This is a genomic window from Acidovorax sp. 94, from assembly GCF_003634645.1.
Taxonomy (GTDB): domain Bacteria; phylum Pseudomonadota; class Gammaproteobacteria; order Burkholderiales; family Burkholderiaceae_C; genus Acidovorax; species Acidovorax facilis.
In genome coordinates this window covers 3,392,135-3,409,966 of record NZ_RBJA01000001.1, presented here as the reverse complement: position 1 = coordinate 3,409,966, position 17,832 = coordinate 3,392,135, and the positions used below count along the sequence as shown (strand labels likewise).

Below are 17,832 nucleotides of genomic sequence, written 5' to 3'. Positions count from 1 at the left end.
GCAAGGGGCCTTGCGCGGCGTTCAATCCGCGCGGATCTGCGCGCGCTGTGCAATTGCACGCATGCGTGGCAACTCGTCTTCGATCTGCGTGAGCACGGCATCGCCCGTGGCGTACGACGGCTCCAGCCCGGCGGCGATGAGCTTGCTGCGGACCTCCGCGTCCGCCAGGGTGTCGGCCAGGGCCTTGTGCAGTTTGGCCTTGGCCTCGGCGGGTAAGCCGCGTGGCGCAACCACGGCCAGCCAGGAGTCGGCCGAGAACCCGGGGAAGCCACTTTCCGCCACCGTAGGCACGTCGGGCAGTTGCGTGGCCCGCGTTGCACCCGTGACGGCAATGGCCTTGATCTTGCCCGCCTTGAGCTGTGGCAGCGCTGCGGCCACGGTGTCGATGGTGAACGGGATCTGCCCGCCCATCAGGTCGCTCATGGCGGGCGCGCTGCCTCGGTAGGGCACGTGCATCACCTTGATGCCGGCGGCAGACCACGTCAGCTCTGCCGCGAAGTGGCCGGTGGTGCCGTTGCCAAAGGAGCCGTAGGAGAACTTGTCGGGGGCGCGCTGCACTGCCACGATCAGCTGCCTGAGATTGCCCACGGGCACCTCGCGGTTTGCCAGCAGGATCAGCGGCACGCGGGCCACCATGCCGATGGGCTCATAGCTCTTGACGGGGTCGTAGGGCAGCTTGGCATTGAGCGCCGGATTCACGGTGAACGTGGAGCCCGAACTGATCAACAGCGTGTAGCCATCAGCGGGTGCGTTGGCCACGAAGGCCGCTCCGACCACAGTGCCTGCACCCGCCTTGTTCTCAATCACGATGGGCTGGCCCAGGCGGTCGCCCAGCTTCTTGCTGATCGTTCGACCCACGATGTCCACGGCGCCCCCTGGCGGGAAGGGAACGATGAGCTGTATTGGCTTGGCCGGATAGCCTTCGGCGTGCGCCAGCCACGGCGTGCCGAGTCCCAGCCCCGCGAGGGCTGCTGCCAAGTGGATCACGCTACGCCGTCTGTCGATCTGCAAGCACTTCATGGGGCACTCCTTGGAGGGGAAAAGCGTCGGCCTCCAGCATCGAGGCCAGGGCCACTCAGATCAACGACAGCCCGGCCAGCGGTGCCAGCTGGTGCTGCTCGCTGGACGTGTCAGCCGTTGCGAAAAAGAAAGCTGTAGGCGTTGAGCGCTGGCACGCCTCCCAGGTGCGCGTACAACACGCGGGAGCCTTCGGGGAACTCGCCCTTGCGCACCATGTCGATCATGCCGTGCATGGACTTGCCTTCGTACACCGGGTCCGTGAGCATGCCTTCCTGGCGCGCGCACAGGCGGATGGCTTCGAGCGTGCCCTCGTTGGGCAGGCCGTACTCAGGGCCGCCGTAGCGGGTGTCCAGCACCACGTCTTCGGCGGTCAGCTCCTGGCCCAGCTCCACGAGCTTGGCGGTGTTTTGGGCGATGCGCAGGATCTGCGCATGGGTCTTCTCGGGTTTGGCCGAGGCGTCGATGCCGATCACCTTGCGCGCCCGGCCATCGGCCGCAAAGCCCACCACCATGCCGGCCTGCGTGCTGCCCGTGACCGAGCACACGACGATGTAGTCGAACTGGAAGCCCAGCTCCTTCTCTTGCTGGCGAACCTCTTCGGCAAAGCCCACAAAGCCCAGGCCGCCATACGGGTGCTCGGAGCAACCGGCCGGGATGGGGAAGGGCTTGCCACCGGCCTTTTTCACATCGTCCATGGCCTGCTCCCAGCTGGGGCGGATGCCGATGTCGAAGCCCGCAGCATCCAGGCGCACATCGGCGCCCATGATGCGGCTCATCTCGATGTTGCCCACACGGTCGTACACCGCGTCGGAGTAGTTGACCCAGTTTTCCTGCACCAGCACGCACTTCATGCCGAGGTGCGCCGCCACGGCAGCCACCTGGCGCGTCTGGTTGGACTGGATGCCGCCAATCGACACCAGCGTGTCGTAGCCGCCTGCAATCGCTTCGGGGATGAGGTATTCGAGCTTACGGGTTTTATTGCCGCCGAAAGCCAGGCCCGAGTTGCAGTCTTCGCGCTTGGCGTACAGGTGCACCTTGCCGCCCAGGTGGGCCGAAAGGCGCGGCAGCGGTGTGATGGGCGAGGGGCCGAAGGTGAGCGGGTGGCGGGCAAATTTCTGCAGGTTCATGGCGGTTTCCGGTCGATGAAGAGAAGGCGCAAGCGGGGGGCTTGCAGTGCCTTCATCGTAGAAAAATGCGCGCATCACGTGGTTGCAAAATTTGTTCGAATTACGGCGTTTAAGGTTTATGGAAGAGAATATGAGTGGAAAATATTTCTCTGAATAATCTATGTGCGCAACAAAAGTTCGTGTCAAGAATGTGCCGCAGGCCGATGTCTCGGCCGAACTGGACCGCACCGACAAAGCCATCTTGCGCCAGCTGCAGCGCGACGCGTCGCTGTCGAACGTGGCTTTGGCCGAAAAGGTGCACCTGAGCCCACCCGCCTGCCTGCGCCGGGTGGAGCGTCTCAAGCGCCTGGGGCTCATCGACAAGGTGGTCGCGCTGCTCAACCCCCAGGCCGTGGGGGCGGGCATGCTGGTGATGATTGGTGTGGTGCTGGACCGCTCCACGCCCGAGTCGTTTGCCGAATTTGAAAAGGCGGCGGCCAAGGTGTCGGGCTGCATGGAATGCCATGTAGTCACTGGCGAGTTTGACTACTTCATGCTGGTGCGCACGCGCGACAACGACAGCTTCAATCGCCTGCACGCCGAGCAACTGCTCTACCTGCCGGGCGTGCGGCAGGTGCGCTCATTCATGGTGCTGCGCAATGTGCTTTCGACCACCGAGCTGCCGCTGGCGGTGTAGCGCAAGCCCCATTTCTTTATTGCGCCCCGCGCAGCCGCCCCATCACCGCCGTCCAGGCGGTGCCGCCAAACAGGTTGACCACCAGCCCCGCCATCAGCAGCCCGGCGCCCGCAAAGTGCACAGGCAGCAACTGCTCGCCAAATACCACCCAGCCCGTGGTCAGGCCCACCACGGGCACCAGCAGCGTGAACGGCGCCACACGGTTCACGGGGTAGCGCGACATGAGGTAGGTCCACAGCCCGAAGCCCAGCAGCGTGGAGATCCACGCGATGTAGGCCACGGCGGCCATGGATTTCAGCGACAGGTTTTGCACCGCTGCCAGCACAGCACTGGGGCCGTCCATCACCAGCGCCAGGGCCACAAACGGCAGGGGCGCCACCAGGCTGGACCAGACGATGAAGGCAAACTGGTTCATCGGCCCATAACGCCCCACGGCGCGGGTCACGATATTGCCGCAGCCCCACAGCGCTGCCGCCGCCACGGTCAGCGCGAAGCCCGCCAGCGGCATGGAGGCCCCATGTGCACTGCCAATCAGCACCAGCCCCACGCCTGCCAGCGCCAGGCCCGCCACCTGGTTGCCCAGCCATTTCTCACGCAGCCACCAGGCTGCCAGCAGCAGCGTGAAGAACGACTGCGCCTGCAGCACCAGCGAGGCCAGGCCCGAAGGCATGCCCATGTGGATGGCGGTGAACAGCAGGGCAAACTGGCCCACGGCCATGGTCATGCCGTACAGCAGGTACAGCCGCAGCGGCACCTTGGGTGGCTTGACGAACAGCAGCGCCGGAAACGCCGCCAGAAGGTAGCGCAGCGCGCCCAGCAGCATGGGAGGGATGTCGGCCACGCCCACCTTGATCACGGCAAAGTTCAGCCCCCAGACCACGATGACGAGCAGGGCGAGGGCGAGGTCACGGGGGCGCAGGGGCAAATTCATGGTGAGGCCGTAGAAGGGGCTGGCTGGATGGGGAGATTGTGCGTGGGCATGCTGGGGGTGGCCGGTACCGATGGGCCGGATATCGATCAGAACAAGACATTTCTCGCGCGCCTTGCGCCTTGCATCCCATCCCGGCAAGGGCCTTGTGCGACCCTGAAAAAATCTTGAACAGGTTCTAAATAAGCGCAGCCACCTCGATCGCGCGCTCGCGCAACCACTGCAGAGCCAGGTCCTTGTCCCGATGGCGGTGCCATTGAAGGGTCTGGCGCATCACCGGGATTTCCAGGGGGGGCTCCCATACGTGGATGGGCAGCCCGTACTGCAGGGCGCGTTGAGCAAGGCGCTTGTGCACGGTGGCAATGCGTGCCGTGCCGATCACCAGGCTGGGCAGGGATGCGAGGGTGGGCGCGGTGACTTCGATGCGGCGCTTGACGCCAAAGCGCTCCAGAAACCAGCCATCGAACGCGGGGATCTGCCGCGCGCCGGAGTAGTCGGCCACCACATGTCCCGCCGCCAGGTAGTCGTCAAAGCTGAGCTGGCCTTGGATGTGCGGGTTGCCCGTCCAGGTGACGCACATGTATGTCTCCTCGAACAGCGTCATGCTCGGGTGTTTGGCCGACACATATTGCTCGGGGATGATGAGCATGTCGGCCCCGTACTCCTCCAGCTGCTCCACGGGGCGGGCGTTTTGCGCCCGCAGATGCACCTGGACCCCGGGCGCTTCGTGAAACAGCCTCTCGATCAGCGGCTGCATGAACACGGTGGTGGTGAAGTCTGACACCAGCAGCGTGAAGCTCCGGGTGTCGGTAGAGGGGTCAAAGCGGGGCTTCTCAGCGATGGTGCTGTCGATGCGCATCAGCACTTCACGCACCGGGTCCAGCAGCGCCTCGGCGCGGGGCGTCAACACCATCTGACGGCCCTGCGGCACCAGCAACTCATCGTCGAAATACGTACGCAGCCGCGCCAACGCATTGCTGGTGGCGGGCTGGCTCAGGTGGATGCGCTCACCCGCGCGGCTGATATTGCGTTCGGTCAGCAGCGCGTCCAGCGCCACCAGCAGGTTCAGGTCGAGTTTGTTGAATCGCATGAGCTACGGGTAAACATTGATATTCGCGATATCAATTGATGGAATCTGAAAAATCCATTTTTCGAATGCGAGCTTACTCCCTACAGTAGCCACCGAACCGATGTCCAGCCCCTTTGGTCATCAGATTCTCAAAAAAACAGAACGGAGACAAATGATGAAACACTGCCCATCAGGCGCAGTGCGGCGGGGTGCTGCCCAAAGCCGCAGAAGCCGCCTCACGCTGGCCCTTGCCACTCTGGCTGTCACCCCCTGTGTTTCTGCCATCGAGCTGGACACTGGCAACCCCGACTGGAAGCTGCGCTGGGACAACACCGTCAAATACAGCCTCACCGGACGCCTCAACACGGCCTTGCCTGAGTTGTCTTCCGTGTTGCCCGTGACGGCCAACCAGAACGACGGCAACAACAATTTCAAGCGCGGCGTGGTGTCCAACCGCGTGGACCTGCTCAGCGAGCTGGATCTGACCGGCCCCAGCTACGGTGCGCGCCTGAGTGCGGCGGCCTGGTACGACCAGGTCTACAACAGCCACACGGACAACACCAGCTTCACGTCCAACCACAGCCCTGCGAGCGATTTTCCGGCGGAGACCCGCAAGCTCATGGGGCGCAAGGCCGAGCTGCTGGACGCCTTTGTCTACGGGCGTTTTGACGTGGCTGACAAGCCGGCCACCGTGCGCCTGGGCCGCCATACCCTGCTGTGGGGCGAAAGTCTGTTCTTCGGCGCCAACGGCATCGCGGGCGGCCAGGCCCCGCTGGACCTGATCAAGCTGCTGTCGGTGCCCAACTCCACCTTCAAGGAAGTGGCCCGGCCGACCGGCAAGGTCTCGGGGCAGGTGCAACTGTCGTCCGACGTGACGGTGGGCGCGTACGTGAACTACGAGTGGGAGAAGACCCGGCTGATGCCCGTGGGGGCCTACCTCTCGACCAGTGATTCGCTGGGCCCGGGTGCAGAGCGCATCAATGCGGGGCCAACGGGCACGTTCATCCGGCAGGCGGACCTGGATGCCAAGAACTCGGGCCAGGGCGGCTTGCAGCTGCGCTGGCGGGTCGAGTCCATCGACACCGATCTGGGTTTCTATGCCATCCGCTACCACGCCACCACCCCCAGCAACATCAACAACGTGCTGGTAGGCCTGCCCCCCGCGCTGAGGGCCAGCAGCTACCGCTGGATGTACCACGAGGGCGTGCGCGCCTATGGCGCCAGCTTCTCCAAAACGATAGATAACTGGGGCCTGGCGGGGGAAGTCTCGGTGCGCCACAACGCGCCCCTGGCCAGCTCTGGGCAGTCCACCCTGGCCACCATTGGCGTGAATGCGGGCCTCAACAACAACAGCAACCCGGGCTACGCGGTGGGCGAGACGGCGCATGCGCAAGTGTCCTGGATCGCATCGCTGGGCCCTTCGTGGATTTCGCGCGAAGCATCGTTTGTGGGCGAGGTGGCCTGGAACCAGCGCACCAAGGTCACACGCAATTCGCAGATGCTCAACCCCAATGCCGACAAATCGGCCACTGGCGTGCGCATGGTGTATTCGCCCAGCTACCGGCAGGTGCTGCCGGGTCTGGATCTCACCCCCTCCATCGGCATGGGCTACACGTTCGGCGCCTCGTCAGCCGTCGGCCCGGGGTTTGGGGTGGACAAGGGCGGCGACATCAACCTCGGTCTGGCCGGGGTGTACCTGGGCACATGGAACGTGTCGCTGAACTATGTGCATTACCTGGGCAAGGCCGCGCCCACGCTCGATGCCGCCAACAACGCGCAATACAAGCAAGCGCTCAAAGACCGCAACTCGCTGACGCTCTCGGTCCGCACCACTTTCTGATCTGGAACTCTGTCATGAAGCACTACCTGCACATCGCGGGCGCCTGCCTGCTGTCGTCTGTGGCCCTGAGCGCTGCACACGCCGCCGTGAGCGCCGAGGAAGCCGCCAAACTCAAAACCGAGCTGACTCCCCTGGGGGCCGAGCGCGCGGGCAACAAGGAGGGCACCATCCCCGCGTGGAGTGGTGGCTACACCACCCCCATCGCGGGGTTCCAGAATGGCGGGCGCCGGGGCGACCCGTTCGCGGGCGAAAAGCCGCTGTACAGCGTCACCGCCGCCAACATGGCCGAACATGCGAGCAAGCTGACCGAAGGCACCCAGGCCCTGCTTAAAAAATACCCGCAGACCTTCCGGGTCGATGTGTACAAAACGCACCGCACCGCCGCTGCGCCGCAGTGGGTGTATGACTACACAGCCAAGAATGCCGTGCAGGCCAAGCTCGATGGCGAGAAGGTCACAGGTGCCTACGGGGGCATTCCGTTCCCCATCCCCAAGACCGGCGAGGAGATCATGGCCAACCATGAACTTCACTGGCGTGGAGAGGCCTGGCAGGCCGACTTCCGGGGTTACCTGGGCACGGCCAATGGCCAGCGCGTGCTGTCGGTGGAGGGGCGTGGTGACTTCCAGATGCCCTACTACGCCCAAGGCCAGCACGACAAGTTCACAGGCGAGTACTGGACCATCCGCCTGGTCAACAGCGGCCCACCGGTGCGTGCGGGCGAGGCCATCACGGGCCGGTCGCACCTGGACCAGGACAAGAGCGCATCGTGGGTGTACCTGACGGGGCAGCGCCGCGTGCGCAAGCTGCCCAATGCCTGCTGCGACACGCCCACGCCTGCCACCGCAGGTGTGGCAAGTTTCGACGAAATCGACGTCTTTGCCGGGCGCAACGACCGCTTTGACTGGAAGGTCGTGGGCAAGCAGGAGATGCTGATCCCCTACAACAGCAACCGCCTGCATACGCCCACCAAGGACAGCGATGTGCTATTGGCCAATCACCTGAACCCCGACCACGTGCGCTGGGAGCTGCACCGCGTGTGGGTGGTGGAGGCCACCCTCAAGCCCGGCCAGCGCCACCAGGCACCCAAGAGCCGCTACTACGTGGACGAAGACACCTGGGTGGCCGTGCTGGGCGACCGCTGGGATGCCAAGGGCCAGCTGTGGAAGACCATCTGGTCCCACCCGGTGGTGATGCCTGACCTTCCTGCCACCACGCCGCAGCAGCAGTGGGGCTTCAACGATCTGATCTCTGGTGCCTGGTATGCCAGCGGCGTGGTCAACGAGCGCAACCAGCACTACAAGATCGTGCCGCGTCGCCCGGACAGCTTCTTCTCGCCCGATGCCATGGCGGGCGAGGGTGTCCGCTGAGCGGGACGGAACCATGCATATTGCGATCTATGTAGCTGCAGCCATCGCTGCGGCGGGGGCGGGCTGTGCCTTCGCACAGGTGGGGGAAGCACTCCAGCGCCCTGCACTGAGCGTGAAGGCACCTCAGCGCGCCGTGCTGCTGGCAGCTGCCGCTGCAGGGCAGCGGCTGGTGGCGGTGGGCGAGCGCGGAGTGGTCGCGCTGTCCGACGACCGGGGCGTGACCTGGCGACAGGCGGCCTGCCCGGTCAGTGTGAGCCTGACGATGGTACGTTTTGCGGACGAGCGCCACGGTGTGGCCGTGGGCCATGGCGGCACGGTGCTGACTACGGCCGATGCTGGCGCCAGCTGGGTGCTGCGGCTGGACGGCCGGCGCCTGGCCGCGCTGGCCAAGGCGGCCGCTACCACGCCCCAGGCGCTGCAGGACGCAGAGCGTCTGGTGGCCGATGGCCCGGACAAGCCCTTCATGGATGTGGTGGTGTGGGACGCCCAGCGCATGCTGGCGGTGGGCGCCTATGGCTTGGCCTTCTACACCGCCGATGGTGGACAGACCTGGGCGTCCTGGATGGGCAGGTTGCCCAATCCCAAGTCCCTGCACTGGTACGTGGCGCGGCGCCAGGGCAATACCCTGCTGCTGGCGGGTGAGCAGGGGCTGCTCGCCCGCTCCAGCGATGGCGGAGCTACGTTTGATGCCTTGCCGTCGCCCTACAAGGGCAGCTGGTTTGCGGGCGAGCTGCAGGCCAACGGGCATGCGGTCCTGGCGGGCCTGCGGGGTAACGCCTGGCGCTCGGTCGACGTGGGCAACACCTGGTCGCAGCTGGCATCGCCCACGCAGAGCGCGATCACCGCCGTGGCCGACGACGGCAATGGCGGACTGTGGTTTGCCACACAGGCGGGCGCAGTGCTACGCGGGCAGGGCGAGGCACTGGTGCCCCTGAACGCGGCGCCCGTACCCGTGCCGTCAGCGCTGCTGCCGCAGCGCGAGGGCCCCTTGCTCGCACTGGGCGCAGCCGGTGTAGTGCCTGTGGTGGCACAGAAGGCACGGCCATGAGCGTGCCCTCCTTCGATACCCGCTCGGGCTCGTTGATCGAGCGCGCGCTGTTCAACCACCGAGCCGTAGTCGTGTTGCTTTGTGCCCTGGTCACTGCCCTGCTGGGTTGGCAGGCCACGCGGCTTCAGCTCAATGCCAGCTTTGAAAAGACCATTCCCACGAGCCACCCCTACATCCAGAATTTTCTGGCCTACCAGTCGGAACTCAGTGGCTTGGGCAATGCCGTGCGCGTGGCCGTTGCCCGCCCCCAGGGCAACATCTATGACGCGCAGTACCTGGACACCCTGCGCCGCCTGTCAGACGAAGTCTTCCTGCTGCCGGGTGTGGACCGTGCGCGGATGAAGTCGCTGTGGACCCCCACCACACGCTGGGTGGGTGTCACCGAAGATGGGCTGGAAGGCGGGCCGGTCATTCCCGATGGTTTTGATGGATCGCCAGCCAAGCTGCAGCAACTCGCGGCGAACGTGGCGCGCTCCGGAGAGATCGGCCAGACGGTAGCGCGCGATGCCGCATCGACCGTGATCTTTGTGCCCCTGCTGGCCAAGGATGCCCAGGGCCAGTCGCTCGACTACGCCCTGCTGTCGCGGCAGTTGGAGACGCTGCGCGGAAAGTACGAGGCTGAAGGCGTGGCTATCCACATCACCGGCTTTGCCAAGATCGTGGGCGACCTGATCGATGGCGTACGGGCCGTGCTGGTGTTCTTTGCCATGGCGGTAGCCATCGCCACGGCCATGGTGTTCTGGTACACGCGCTGCATCCGTTCCACGCTGCTGGTGGTGCTGGCGTCGCTGGTGGCCGTGGTGTGGCAGCTGGGCCTGCTGCCTTTGCTGGGGTATGCACTCGACCCGTATTCCATCCTGGTGCCGTTTCTGGTGTTTGCCATCGGCATGAGCCATGGTGCGCAAAAGATGAACGGCATCATGCAGGATGTGGGGCGGGGCGTGGACAAGCTGGTGGCTGCGCGCTTCACATTCCGGCGCCTGTTCCTGGCAGGCCTGACGGCGCTGCTGGCGGATGCGGTCGGGTTTGCCGTGCTGCTCGTCATCGACATCCAGGTCATCCGCGAACTGGCCATTGCCGCGTCGATTGGCGTGGCCGTGCTGATCTTCACCAACCTGATCCTGTTGCCGATTTTGCTGAGCTACACCGGCGTCAGTGCGCGGGCTGCCGAGCGCAGTCTGCGCGCCGAGCAGGCCGATGCGGAGGGCGCTGCCAAACATCCCCTGTGGGCTCTGCTCGACCGCTTCACCCAGCGGCCTTGGGCCACGGTGGCCGTGGCCGCCGGGCTGGTCATGGGGGTGGGGGGCTTTCTTGTCAGCACGCAGCTCAAGATTGGCGACCTGGACCCGGGGGCGCCCGAGTTGCGCGCAGACAGCCGCTACAACCGCGATGTGGGATTCATGAACGCAGCCTATGGCGCGGGCAGTGACGTGCTGGCGGTGATGGTCAAGACGCCTGAGGGGCAGTGCTCCCACTTCGAAGCGCTGAACAAGGTCGATGCGCTCGAATGGGAGCTGCGCCAGATCGACGGCGTCGAGAGCACCAACTCGCTCTCTCTGCTCAACCGCCGGGTGCTGTCGGGCCTTAACGAAGGCAACCCACGGTGGTACGAGTTCTTGCCCAACCAGGACATGCTCAACACCGTGACGGCCAGCGCACCCCGTGGGCTCTACAACGATGCCTGTGGGTTGTTGACGGTGTACGTCTATCTGCGCGACCACAAGGCCGACACCCTGGCGCGGGTTGTGGCCCACATCGAGGCCTTTGCCCAGCGCAACAACACGGCAGACACCCAGTTTCTGCTGGCCGCCGGGTCTGCAGGCATTGAGGCGGCCACCAACATCGTGGTCAAGGACGCGTGGCGAACCATGCTGCTGATGGTGTACGGGGCGGTGGTCGTGCTGTGTTTTGTGACCTTCCGCTCGTGGAAGGCGGTGGTGGTGGCCGTGCTGCCGCTGGTGGTCACGTCTTTCCTGGCCGAAGCATTGATGGTGGCGCTGGGCATGGGCGTGAAGGTCGCCACGCTGCCGGTGATTGCGCTGGGCGTGGGCATCGGCGTGGACTACGCGCTCTACATCCTGTCCATCACGCTGTCGCAACTGCGCGAAGGCAAGAGCCTCTCTGAGGCGTACTACCGCGCGCTGCTGTTTACCGGCAAGGTCGTGATGCTGACGGGCGTCACGCTGGCCGTGGGCGTGATCACCTGGGTGGCGAGCCCGATCAAGTTCCAGGCCGACATGGGCTTGCTGCTGGCGTTCATGTTCCTCTGGAACATGCTGGGAGCCCTGGTGTTGTTGCCCGCACTGGCCCACTTTTTACTCAAGCCTGCGGCGCCCGTCGCCAACGCCCGTGCAACCGCGCGCGACGTGCACGGGGTACCGCAAGGCGCTCATTGATTGACAACGAGGACGAACCATGACCACGACCCACACGATGTGCGTTGCTGCCGGTCTGTTGCTGGCATGCGTCAGCGCACAGGCCCAGCCCAGCCCCCAACCGACCGAAGTGCTTGATCGCTACATCGCCGCAGTCCACGCGGGTGACATGGCCGCCGTGCGCGCGCTCATCGCGCCGGAGGTGGAGCGATCGGATTTTCCCGGCTGCACTCCGGCCATGGACAACCCCACCTGCCTGGCGCACTACATCGACGCCACGTTGGTTCGACCGCAGGCCCGCTTGTCTGTGCTGAGCACCGAGGTGGATGGGGACCGGGTGTCTGCGCTGCTGGAGGTGCGCAGCGAGCTGTATCGCCGTGCCTGTGTGGAACGCATCGTGGGCCGCGATGTGCTCCGTGTGACCGATGGGCGGATCCAGTCCTTCCGCTTTGTCCCCGACTTTTCCGACGCGCCCACGGCCGTCTTTTTTGGCACGCTGGGCATTGGCCCGCGTGCCTCCCAAGCCCCCGCAAAGTGATCCTATGTTCAAGTACTTTCCTACCAACTACGTCTGGAACCTCTCGGTCGATCTGGCCATCGAGATGGGCGCACGCATCGGTGAAATCGAGGAGATGTGCGCTCCGCTGCAAGAGGCCGCCAAGGCGCCCGATGCCGCTGGCACGCAGGCCTTCCGTGAAACCTGGGTGCGCATGGCGGACAAGCTCTGCGGCTTGGCCGAAGAAGATGAAGCGCGCGGCTGGCTGTATTCCGCTGGCGAGAAATACCGCCGCGCCTCCAGCTATCTGATCACCGCCGAGCGCTTGCAGGCGCACAACGCGCCCGGGCGGCTTGCCGTCTATCAGCGCGAGCTGGAGTTGTTTCTCAAGGGTTCGCAGTTGCTGGGCGACCGGGTGCAACGGGTGGAGATTCCCTACGAGGGCACCCACCTGTCCGCGTTGTACTACCCGGCCCACGGCCTGCAGCCGGGCAAGCGCGCGCCTTTGTTGGTGCAACTCAATGGCCTCGATTCCACCAAGGAAATGAAGTATCTGGTCGGGTTGCCCGCATGGCTGGCCCAACGCGGCGTGTCCTCCCTGGTGGTGGACCAGCCAGGCACGGGCGAGGCGCTGCGGCTGCACGGGCTGACGGCACGGTACGACACCGAACACTGGGCGAGCCGCGTGGTGGACTGGCTGGAACAGCACCCCGAAGTGGACCCGAAGCGCATTGGCTGCGAGGGGGTTTCGCTGGGCGGCTACTACTGCCCGCGCACCGTGGCCATGGAGCCGCGTTTTGCCTGCGGCGTGGCCTGGGGCGCCAACCATGACTGGCGTGATGTGCAAAAGCGCCGCTTGGAGAAAGAGGGCGACTTCCCCGTGCCGCACTACTGGGCTCACGTGTGCTGGGTCTGGGGCGCCAAGGACGTCGACGACTTCATGCGCATCGCGGAAAACGTGCACCTCGATGGTGTGGTCGAGAAGATCAAGGTGCCTTTCCTGGTGACGCACGGCGAGCGCGACTCGCAGATCCCGCTCAAGTGGGCGCACCGCACCTACGAGCAGCTGGTCAACAGCCCCCAGCGCGAACTCAAGGTGTTCACCGACCGCGAGGGTGGGTCGCAGCACGCCAGCTTTGATAACAGCATCAACGCCGGCCACTACATCGCCGACTGGGTGGCCCAGACCCTGGGTGGTCATACCGCCTGAGAGCCCCGCACCTGCCCTGAAAACCTCTACCACCAAGGATCAACAGATGAACATCATTGGACCCGACGCGCTCGTTTTTGGCGTGGACGACGTCGCTGCCTGCGCCCAGTACCTCACCGACTACGGACTCACTCCCGTGGGCGTCACCGCTGCTGGTGGGCGCTTTGAAGCACTGGACGGCACGTGCGTGGAGATCCGCTCCCAGGGCGATCCTTCCCTGCCACCCGCGCTGGGCACTGCCAGCATGTTGCGCGAAACGGTCTACGGGGTCGCAGATGCGGCCACGCTCGACGCCATCGAAGCCGAGCTGGCGCGCGACCGCGCCGTGGTGCGCCAGGGCGGTGTGCTGCGCACCACCGATGACTTGGGCTTTGCCCTCGCTTTCCAGGTCACGGTGCGCAAGCCGCTGGCATTGCCTGCCGAGGCCGTGAACGCGCCCGGTGCCGTCCCGCAGCGTGGGCCCAACGCCCTGGGCCTGTCGCCCGACATGGCGGCGCGGCCCCGTTCGCTGTCGCATGTGGTGTATTTCGTGCCCGACGCGGCCAAGGCCGAGGCGTTCTACGTCCGACTGGGCTTTGTGTGCACCGATCGCTTCACGGGTGTGGGACCGTTCTTGCGCCCTGCGGGCACGCAAGACCACCACACGCTGTTCATGATCCAGACGCCTCCGTTCATGAAGGGCTGCGAACACTTCACTTTCCACATGGGCGGCCCCACTGATGTGTTGCTGGCGGGCACCCGTTTTGTCGAAAAGGGCTACCAGAGCTTCTGGGGGCCGGGGCGCCACAAGTTTGGCAGCAACTGGTTCTGGTACTTCAACTCGCCCCTGGGTTGCCATGTGGAGTACGACGCCGACATGGACCAGCATGACGACACCTGGGCCGCGCGCGAGGTGCCGATGAGTGCCGATGCTTCGCAGCTCTTCCTCTTTCAACACCGCGAGAAGTGGGCGCCTTCGGGCCCGCCGCCTGCTGGTGCACCGCACTGAGAGCCGAGCATGAAGCTCTGCCACTGGAGCGATCTGCCCGATGGTGAGTCGCGGGGCTTTGACCCCGCAGGCCGTGGGCAGGACACGGTGCTCATCGTGCGCCAGGGCGAGCGGCTGTACGCCTATGCCGATGTGTGCCCCCACCTGGACACCCCCATGGCATGGCGCAAGGATAAGTACCTGAATGCAGCAGGTGATCGCATCGTCTGCGCGGCCCACGGTGCGCTGTTTGACATCACCACCGGGTTGTGTACCTTGGGCCCGTGCCTGGGCGATGCACTGACGCCCGTGCCATTGACAGTACAAGCGAACGGCGAGATCCATATCGCCCATACCAATCACAAGGAGACAAACCCATGAGCCTTTCACACCAACGCATTTTGATCATCGGCGGGGGCTTTTCCGGCATGGCCGCCGCCATCGAACTGCGCAAGCAGGGCGCCCAGGTGGACCTGGTAGAGATCGACCCCGGCTGGCGCAGCTATGGTGCGGGCATCAGCTTGGGGGGAGCGACGCTGCGGGCGTTTCGGCGCCTGGGAATTCTCGAAGCGTTTCTGGCGCAGGGCAACGCCTCGGATGGCGTGAACCTGCACCTGCCCCACGGCCCTCAGGTGGCCACCTTGCCCACGCCCCGCATTGCGGGGGACGATATCCCCGGCGGTGGCGCCATCATGCGCCCGGTGCTGGCCCGCATCCTGGCCGAGGCCACCCGCGCGGCGGGCACCAACGTTCGCCTGGGCTGCACCTTCTCTGCCATCGAGCAAGATTCCGATGGCGTGCAGGTCACTTTCACCGACGGACAGCGCCAGCGCTATGACCTGGTGATCGGTGCCGACGGCCTGTACTCCAAGGTGCGTGAAGCGGTGTTTGAAAACGCTCCCCAGCCACGCTACAGCGGCCAGGCGGTGTGGCGCGCCGTGCTACCAAGGCCGCCAGAGATCGAGACCGCCACGATGTGGATGGGCCCGAAGATCAAACCCGGCGTGAACCCTGTCTCCAAGACGGAGATGTACCTCTTCGTCACCGAGCCGCGCCCGACCAACGACCATGTTGATCCGGCCACCTTTGCGGACCGTTTGCGCGCATTGCTCGACGGGTTTTCCGCACCCACGCTGCAGTCCATCCGCAGCCAGATCGGACCGGATTCACAGATTGTGTTTCGCCCGCTCGAAGGCCTGCTCATGCCACGCCCGTGGTCGCGCGGCCGGGTGGTGCTGATTGGTGACACGGTGCACGCCACCACGCCGCATCTGGCGTCAGGGGCCTGTATCGGTATCGAGGACGCCTTGGTGCTGGCCGATGAACTGGCGCAGGCGGGCGATGTACCGACCGCGTTGTCGGCCTTTGAAGCCCGGCGCTGGGAGCGCTGCCGCATGGTGGTCGAAAACTCCGCCCGGCTGGGTGAGATCGAGATCGAAGGCGGCGACAAGGAGGAGCACTCGCGCATCATGCGCGAGTCCCTCATGGCGTTGTCCCAACCCATCTGAGGCGAGGTGCCCATGATTACAACCCAATCGCTGCGGGGCCGGGTGGCCCTGATGGTGGGCCATTGCGCAGGCATGGTGGATCTGGTGGCCTTGCCCGTCTGGGTGGGCACGCTGATATCGGTGTACCGGTTCGACCCGCAGCAGGCCGGCTTGCTGGCGACGCTGTTTTTGGCTGGAGCGGTGGCCGCCAGCCTGGTGTTGGCGCCGTTCTTTCAGTTGTTGCGCGGGCGCGCCGTGGCGACCTGCGGCTTTGCCGGCGCGGCCGTGGCGTTTGCCGTAGCGTCCACCACCACCCAGTTTGCGCTGTTGGCGCTGTTGCATGCCGGGGCTGGCATCGCGGCCGGCACGGCCCTGAGCGTTACCCATGGCACCATTGCCCGCAGCCTCAACCCCCACCGCATGTTCGCCCTGGTGGGCATGGCACTGGGGGTATTTGCCATCGCGTTCCTGGGGGGCACCCCCGTGCTGGTGGCCAAGCTGGGTGGACCCGCGTTGTTCCAGGTCTTTGCCGGCGTCATGGCAGTGGGCGCGGTGGTGGCGGCTCTGGCGTTTCCCGAGGCCGACAGCGTAGGCGGTGCGGTGCCTTCGCAGGCGCCGGCTGCGCCTCTGCCCGCTGCGGTCTGGTGGGGCGTGCTGGGCATCGCGGCGCTCGGGCTGGTGCAGTCCATGACCTTCAGCTTTCTGGAGCGCGTGGGTAGTGACCGGGGCTACGGACTTCAGGCCGTCACCGGCGTGCTGATTGCCCTGGGCGTCGTCAACCTCTTTCCCGCAGCGTTGGCCGCTGTGCTGGAAAAGCGCTGGGCTGCCCGCAGCGTTCTGCTGTCGGGACCTGCGCTCCAGGCCTTGCTGGTGGTGGTGATCATGAACTCGCCCGTGTTTGCGCCCTATGCCGCAGCCGCCGCCGTGTTTGCGGCCGTGATGATCTTCACGCACACCTTTGCCTTTGGCGTGCTGGCGCGGCTGGACCCCAGCGGCCGTGCCTTGGCCGCCACCCCCGCCATGCTCATGTTCGGTGCGGCCATTGGCCCCATCCTCGGTGGCACCCTGGTCAAGACCTGGGGCTATGGCAGCCTGGGGGTGGCGGCCTTGGTGATCGACGCAGTGGCGGTCTATGCATTTGCACGCATTCACCGTGCTCCGGGTACTGCCGCTGCAGTGAAAGGCATGGCATGAGCCGCCTTGTTTCCTTTGTGCAGACGCAGCCCCGGCTCCGCCGGCGCACCTGCCTGGTGGCGGCTGCAGCGGGCATGGCTGCGCCGTGGGTCTATGCACAGTCGGGCCGGCACATCACCTTCATCGTGCCCCAGCCCGCTGGCAACCCCAGCGATGTGTTCGCACGCAAGCTCCAGACACTGATGCAACGGGAGCTGGGCCAGACCATCGTCATCGAGAACCTGCCGGGCGCCGGTGGCTCCATTGGTGTGCAGCGCATGCTGAACGCGCCTGCCGATGGTGCGACGGTGGTGGTGGTCTCGCAGACCGAGCCCATCCTCACCCCCTTGTCACTGGCCAGCGCCCGGTACAAGCCCGAGCAGATGCGCGCCGTCGGCACGCTGGGGCGGACCAGCTATGTGCTGGCAGGCCGGGCCGACATGCCTGCCAGCACCCACGCGCAGTTGCTGGACATGGCGCGGCAAGCGGCTGCCGTCGGCAAGCCGCTGACCTTCGGGCACATCGGGCAAGGCTCGATGATCCACCTGATGGGAACCCAGTGGGCGCGCCTGTGTGGCGTGCCGCTGGTGCATGTGCCGTACCGGGGCGTGCCACCGGTCGTGCAGGACCTCATGGGCAATCAGATCGATCTGTCCTTTGTGCCGTTGGGGGGCGCTGCGCTGAACATGCTGGAGACCGGCAAGCTGCGCGCCTTCGGCAGCACCGCCGCCAAGGCGCCTTCGCTGCTGCCACACGTCGCACCGCTGAGCCAGCTGTCTGCAGCGCTCAAAGGCTTTGAACACACCGCCTGGGGCGCGCTGCTGGTGGCGCGCAATACCACCGAAGCGGCGGTGCATCGCCTGCACCGGGCCTTCGGCGTGGCCCTGCGCGACGCCGAGGTCCAGAGCTTTCTGCGCGCCAATGGCACCGAGCCCCAGGAGCCGCTGTCGCTGGACGCCCTGGAAAAGTTTTACCAATCCGAAATTCAGATCCACCAGGCCCTTGCCCGCACCGTGGGTGTGGTGCCTGAGTGAGCTTTGTACCCCCTG

The 17,832-nt window shown here is 65.5% G+C and carries 16 protein-coding genes; 12 read left to right on the top strand and 4 right to left on the bottom strand.

Going from position 1 to position 17,832, the window contains the following annotated elements; all coding sequences use genetic code 11:
• Window positions 1-21: 21 nt before the first annotated feature.
• Window positions 22-1,020: a tripartite tricarboxylate transporter substrate binding protein gene (locus C8C94_RS15670; protein WP_082437638.1), complete on the bottom strand. Its 999-nt coding sequence runs from the start codon at window positions 1,018-1,020 to the stop codon at window positions 22-24.
• A gap of 110 nt (window positions 1,021-1,130) precedes the next feature.
• Complete coding sequence (locus C8C94_RS15665; RefSeq protein ID WP_055401993.1) at window positions 1,131-2,147, bottom strand: 1-aminocyclopropane-1-carboxylate deaminase; 1,017 nt, start codon at window positions 2,145-2,147, stop codon at window positions 1,131-1,133.
• 160 nt (window positions 2,148-2,307) lie between these two features.
• On the opposite strand from C8C94_RS15665, the gene C8C94_RS15660 reads away from it, so the two are divergent.
• A complete protein-coding gene (locus C8C94_RS15660; RefSeq protein ID WP_055401991.1) occupies window positions 2,308-2,823 on the top strand; it encodes an Lrp/AsnC family transcriptional regulator in 516 nt (171 codons plus the stop codon).
• A gap of 16 nt (window positions 2,824-2,839) precedes the next feature.
• On the opposite strand, the gene C8C94_RS15655 is transcribed toward C8C94_RS15660, so the two are convergent.
• On the bottom strand, window positions 2,840-3,754 hold the full coding sequence (locus C8C94_RS15655; protein ID WP_082437637.1) for an EamA family transporter: 915 nt from the start codon (window positions 3,752-3,754) through the stop codon (window positions 2,840-2,842).
• Window positions 3,755-3,929: 175 nt separating this feature from the next.
• Window positions 3,930-4,841: a LysR family transcriptional regulator gene (locus tag C8C94_RS15650; RefSeq protein WP_055401989.1), complete on the bottom strand. Its 912-nt coding sequence runs from the start codon at window positions 4,839-4,841 to the stop codon at window positions 3,930-3,932.
• A gap of 154 nt (window positions 4,842-4,995) precedes the next feature.
• On the opposite strand from C8C94_RS15650, the gene C8C94_RS15645 reads away from it, so the two are divergent.
• The 11 genes from C8C94_RS15645 to C8C94_RS15595 are packed head-to-tail and all read left to right on the top strand — an operon-like array spanning window position 4,996 to window position 17,817.
• Window positions 4,996-6,660, top strand: coding sequence for a DUF1302 domain-containing protein (locus tag C8C94_RS15645; protein WP_121422904.1), 1,665 nt, complete (start codon window positions 4,996-4,998; stop codon window positions 6,658-6,660).
• Window positions 6,661-6,674: 14 nt separating this feature from the next.
• Window positions 6,675-8,027: a DUF1329 domain-containing protein gene (locus tag C8C94_RS15640; protein WP_055401987.1), complete on the top strand. Its 1,353-nt coding sequence runs from the start codon at window positions 6,675-6,677 to the stop codon at window positions 8,025-8,027.
• Window positions 8,028-8,040: 13 nt separating this feature from the next.
• Window positions 8,041-9,075: a YCF48-related protein gene (locus C8C94_RS25645; RefSeq protein WP_158603831.1), complete on the top strand. Its 1,035-nt coding sequence runs from the start codon at window positions 8,041-8,043 to the stop codon at window positions 9,073-9,075.
• On the top strand, window positions 9,072-11,471 hold the full coding sequence (locus tag C8C94_RS15630) for an RND family transporter (protein WP_121421372.1): 2,400 nt from the start codon (window positions 9,072-9,074) through the stop codon (window positions 11,469-11,471). Before C8C94_RS25645 ends, C8C94_RS15630 begins: the two co-directional genes overlap by 4 nt.
• Before the next feature lie 19 nt (window positions 11,472-11,490).
• Complete coding sequence (locus C8C94_RS15625) at window positions 11,491-11,988, top strand: nuclear transport factor 2 family protein (protein ID WP_121421371.1); 498 nt, start codon at window positions 11,491-11,493, stop codon at window positions 11,986-11,988.
• A gap of 4 nt (window positions 11,989-11,992) precedes the next feature.
• The gene (locus C8C94_RS15620) at window positions 11,993-13,156 is read left to right on the top strand and encodes a S9 family peptidase (RefSeq protein ID WP_121421370.1); all 1,164 of its coding nucleotides are present in this window, start codon (window positions 11,993-11,995) and stop codon (window positions 13,154-13,156) included.
• A gap of 46 nt (window positions 13,157-13,202) precedes the next feature.
• Window positions 13,203-14,144, top strand: coding sequence for a VOC family protein (locus tag C8C94_RS15615; RefSeq protein ID WP_121421369.1), 942 nt, complete (start codon window positions 13,203-13,205; stop codon window positions 14,142-14,144).
• Between the two features lie 9 nt (window positions 14,145-14,153).
• Complete coding sequence (locus tag C8C94_RS15610) at window positions 14,154-14,504, top strand: Rieske (2Fe-2S) protein (protein ID WP_121421368.1); 351 nt, start codon at window positions 14,154-14,156, stop codon at window positions 14,502-14,504.
• Complete coding sequence (locus C8C94_RS15605; RefSeq protein ID WP_121421367.1) at window positions 14,501-15,631, top strand: FAD-dependent oxidoreductase; 1,131 nt, start codon at window positions 14,501-14,503, stop codon at window positions 15,629-15,631. The genes C8C94_RS15610 and C8C94_RS15605 overlap by 4 nt, the downstream gene beginning before the upstream one ends.
• A 12-nt stretch (window positions 15,632-15,643) precedes the next feature.
• Window positions 15,644-16,804, top strand: coding sequence for an MFS transporter (locus tag C8C94_RS15600; protein WP_121421366.1), 1,161 nt, complete (start codon window positions 15,644-15,646; stop codon window positions 16,802-16,804).
• Window positions 16,801-17,817, top strand: coding sequence for a tripartite tricarboxylate transporter substrate binding protein (locus C8C94_RS15595; protein WP_121421365.1), 1,017 nt, complete (start codon window positions 16,801-16,803; stop codon window positions 17,815-17,817). The genes C8C94_RS15600 and C8C94_RS15595 overlap by 4 nt, the downstream gene beginning before the upstream one ends.
• The last annotated feature ends 15 nt before the right edge of the window (window positions 17,818-17,832 follow it).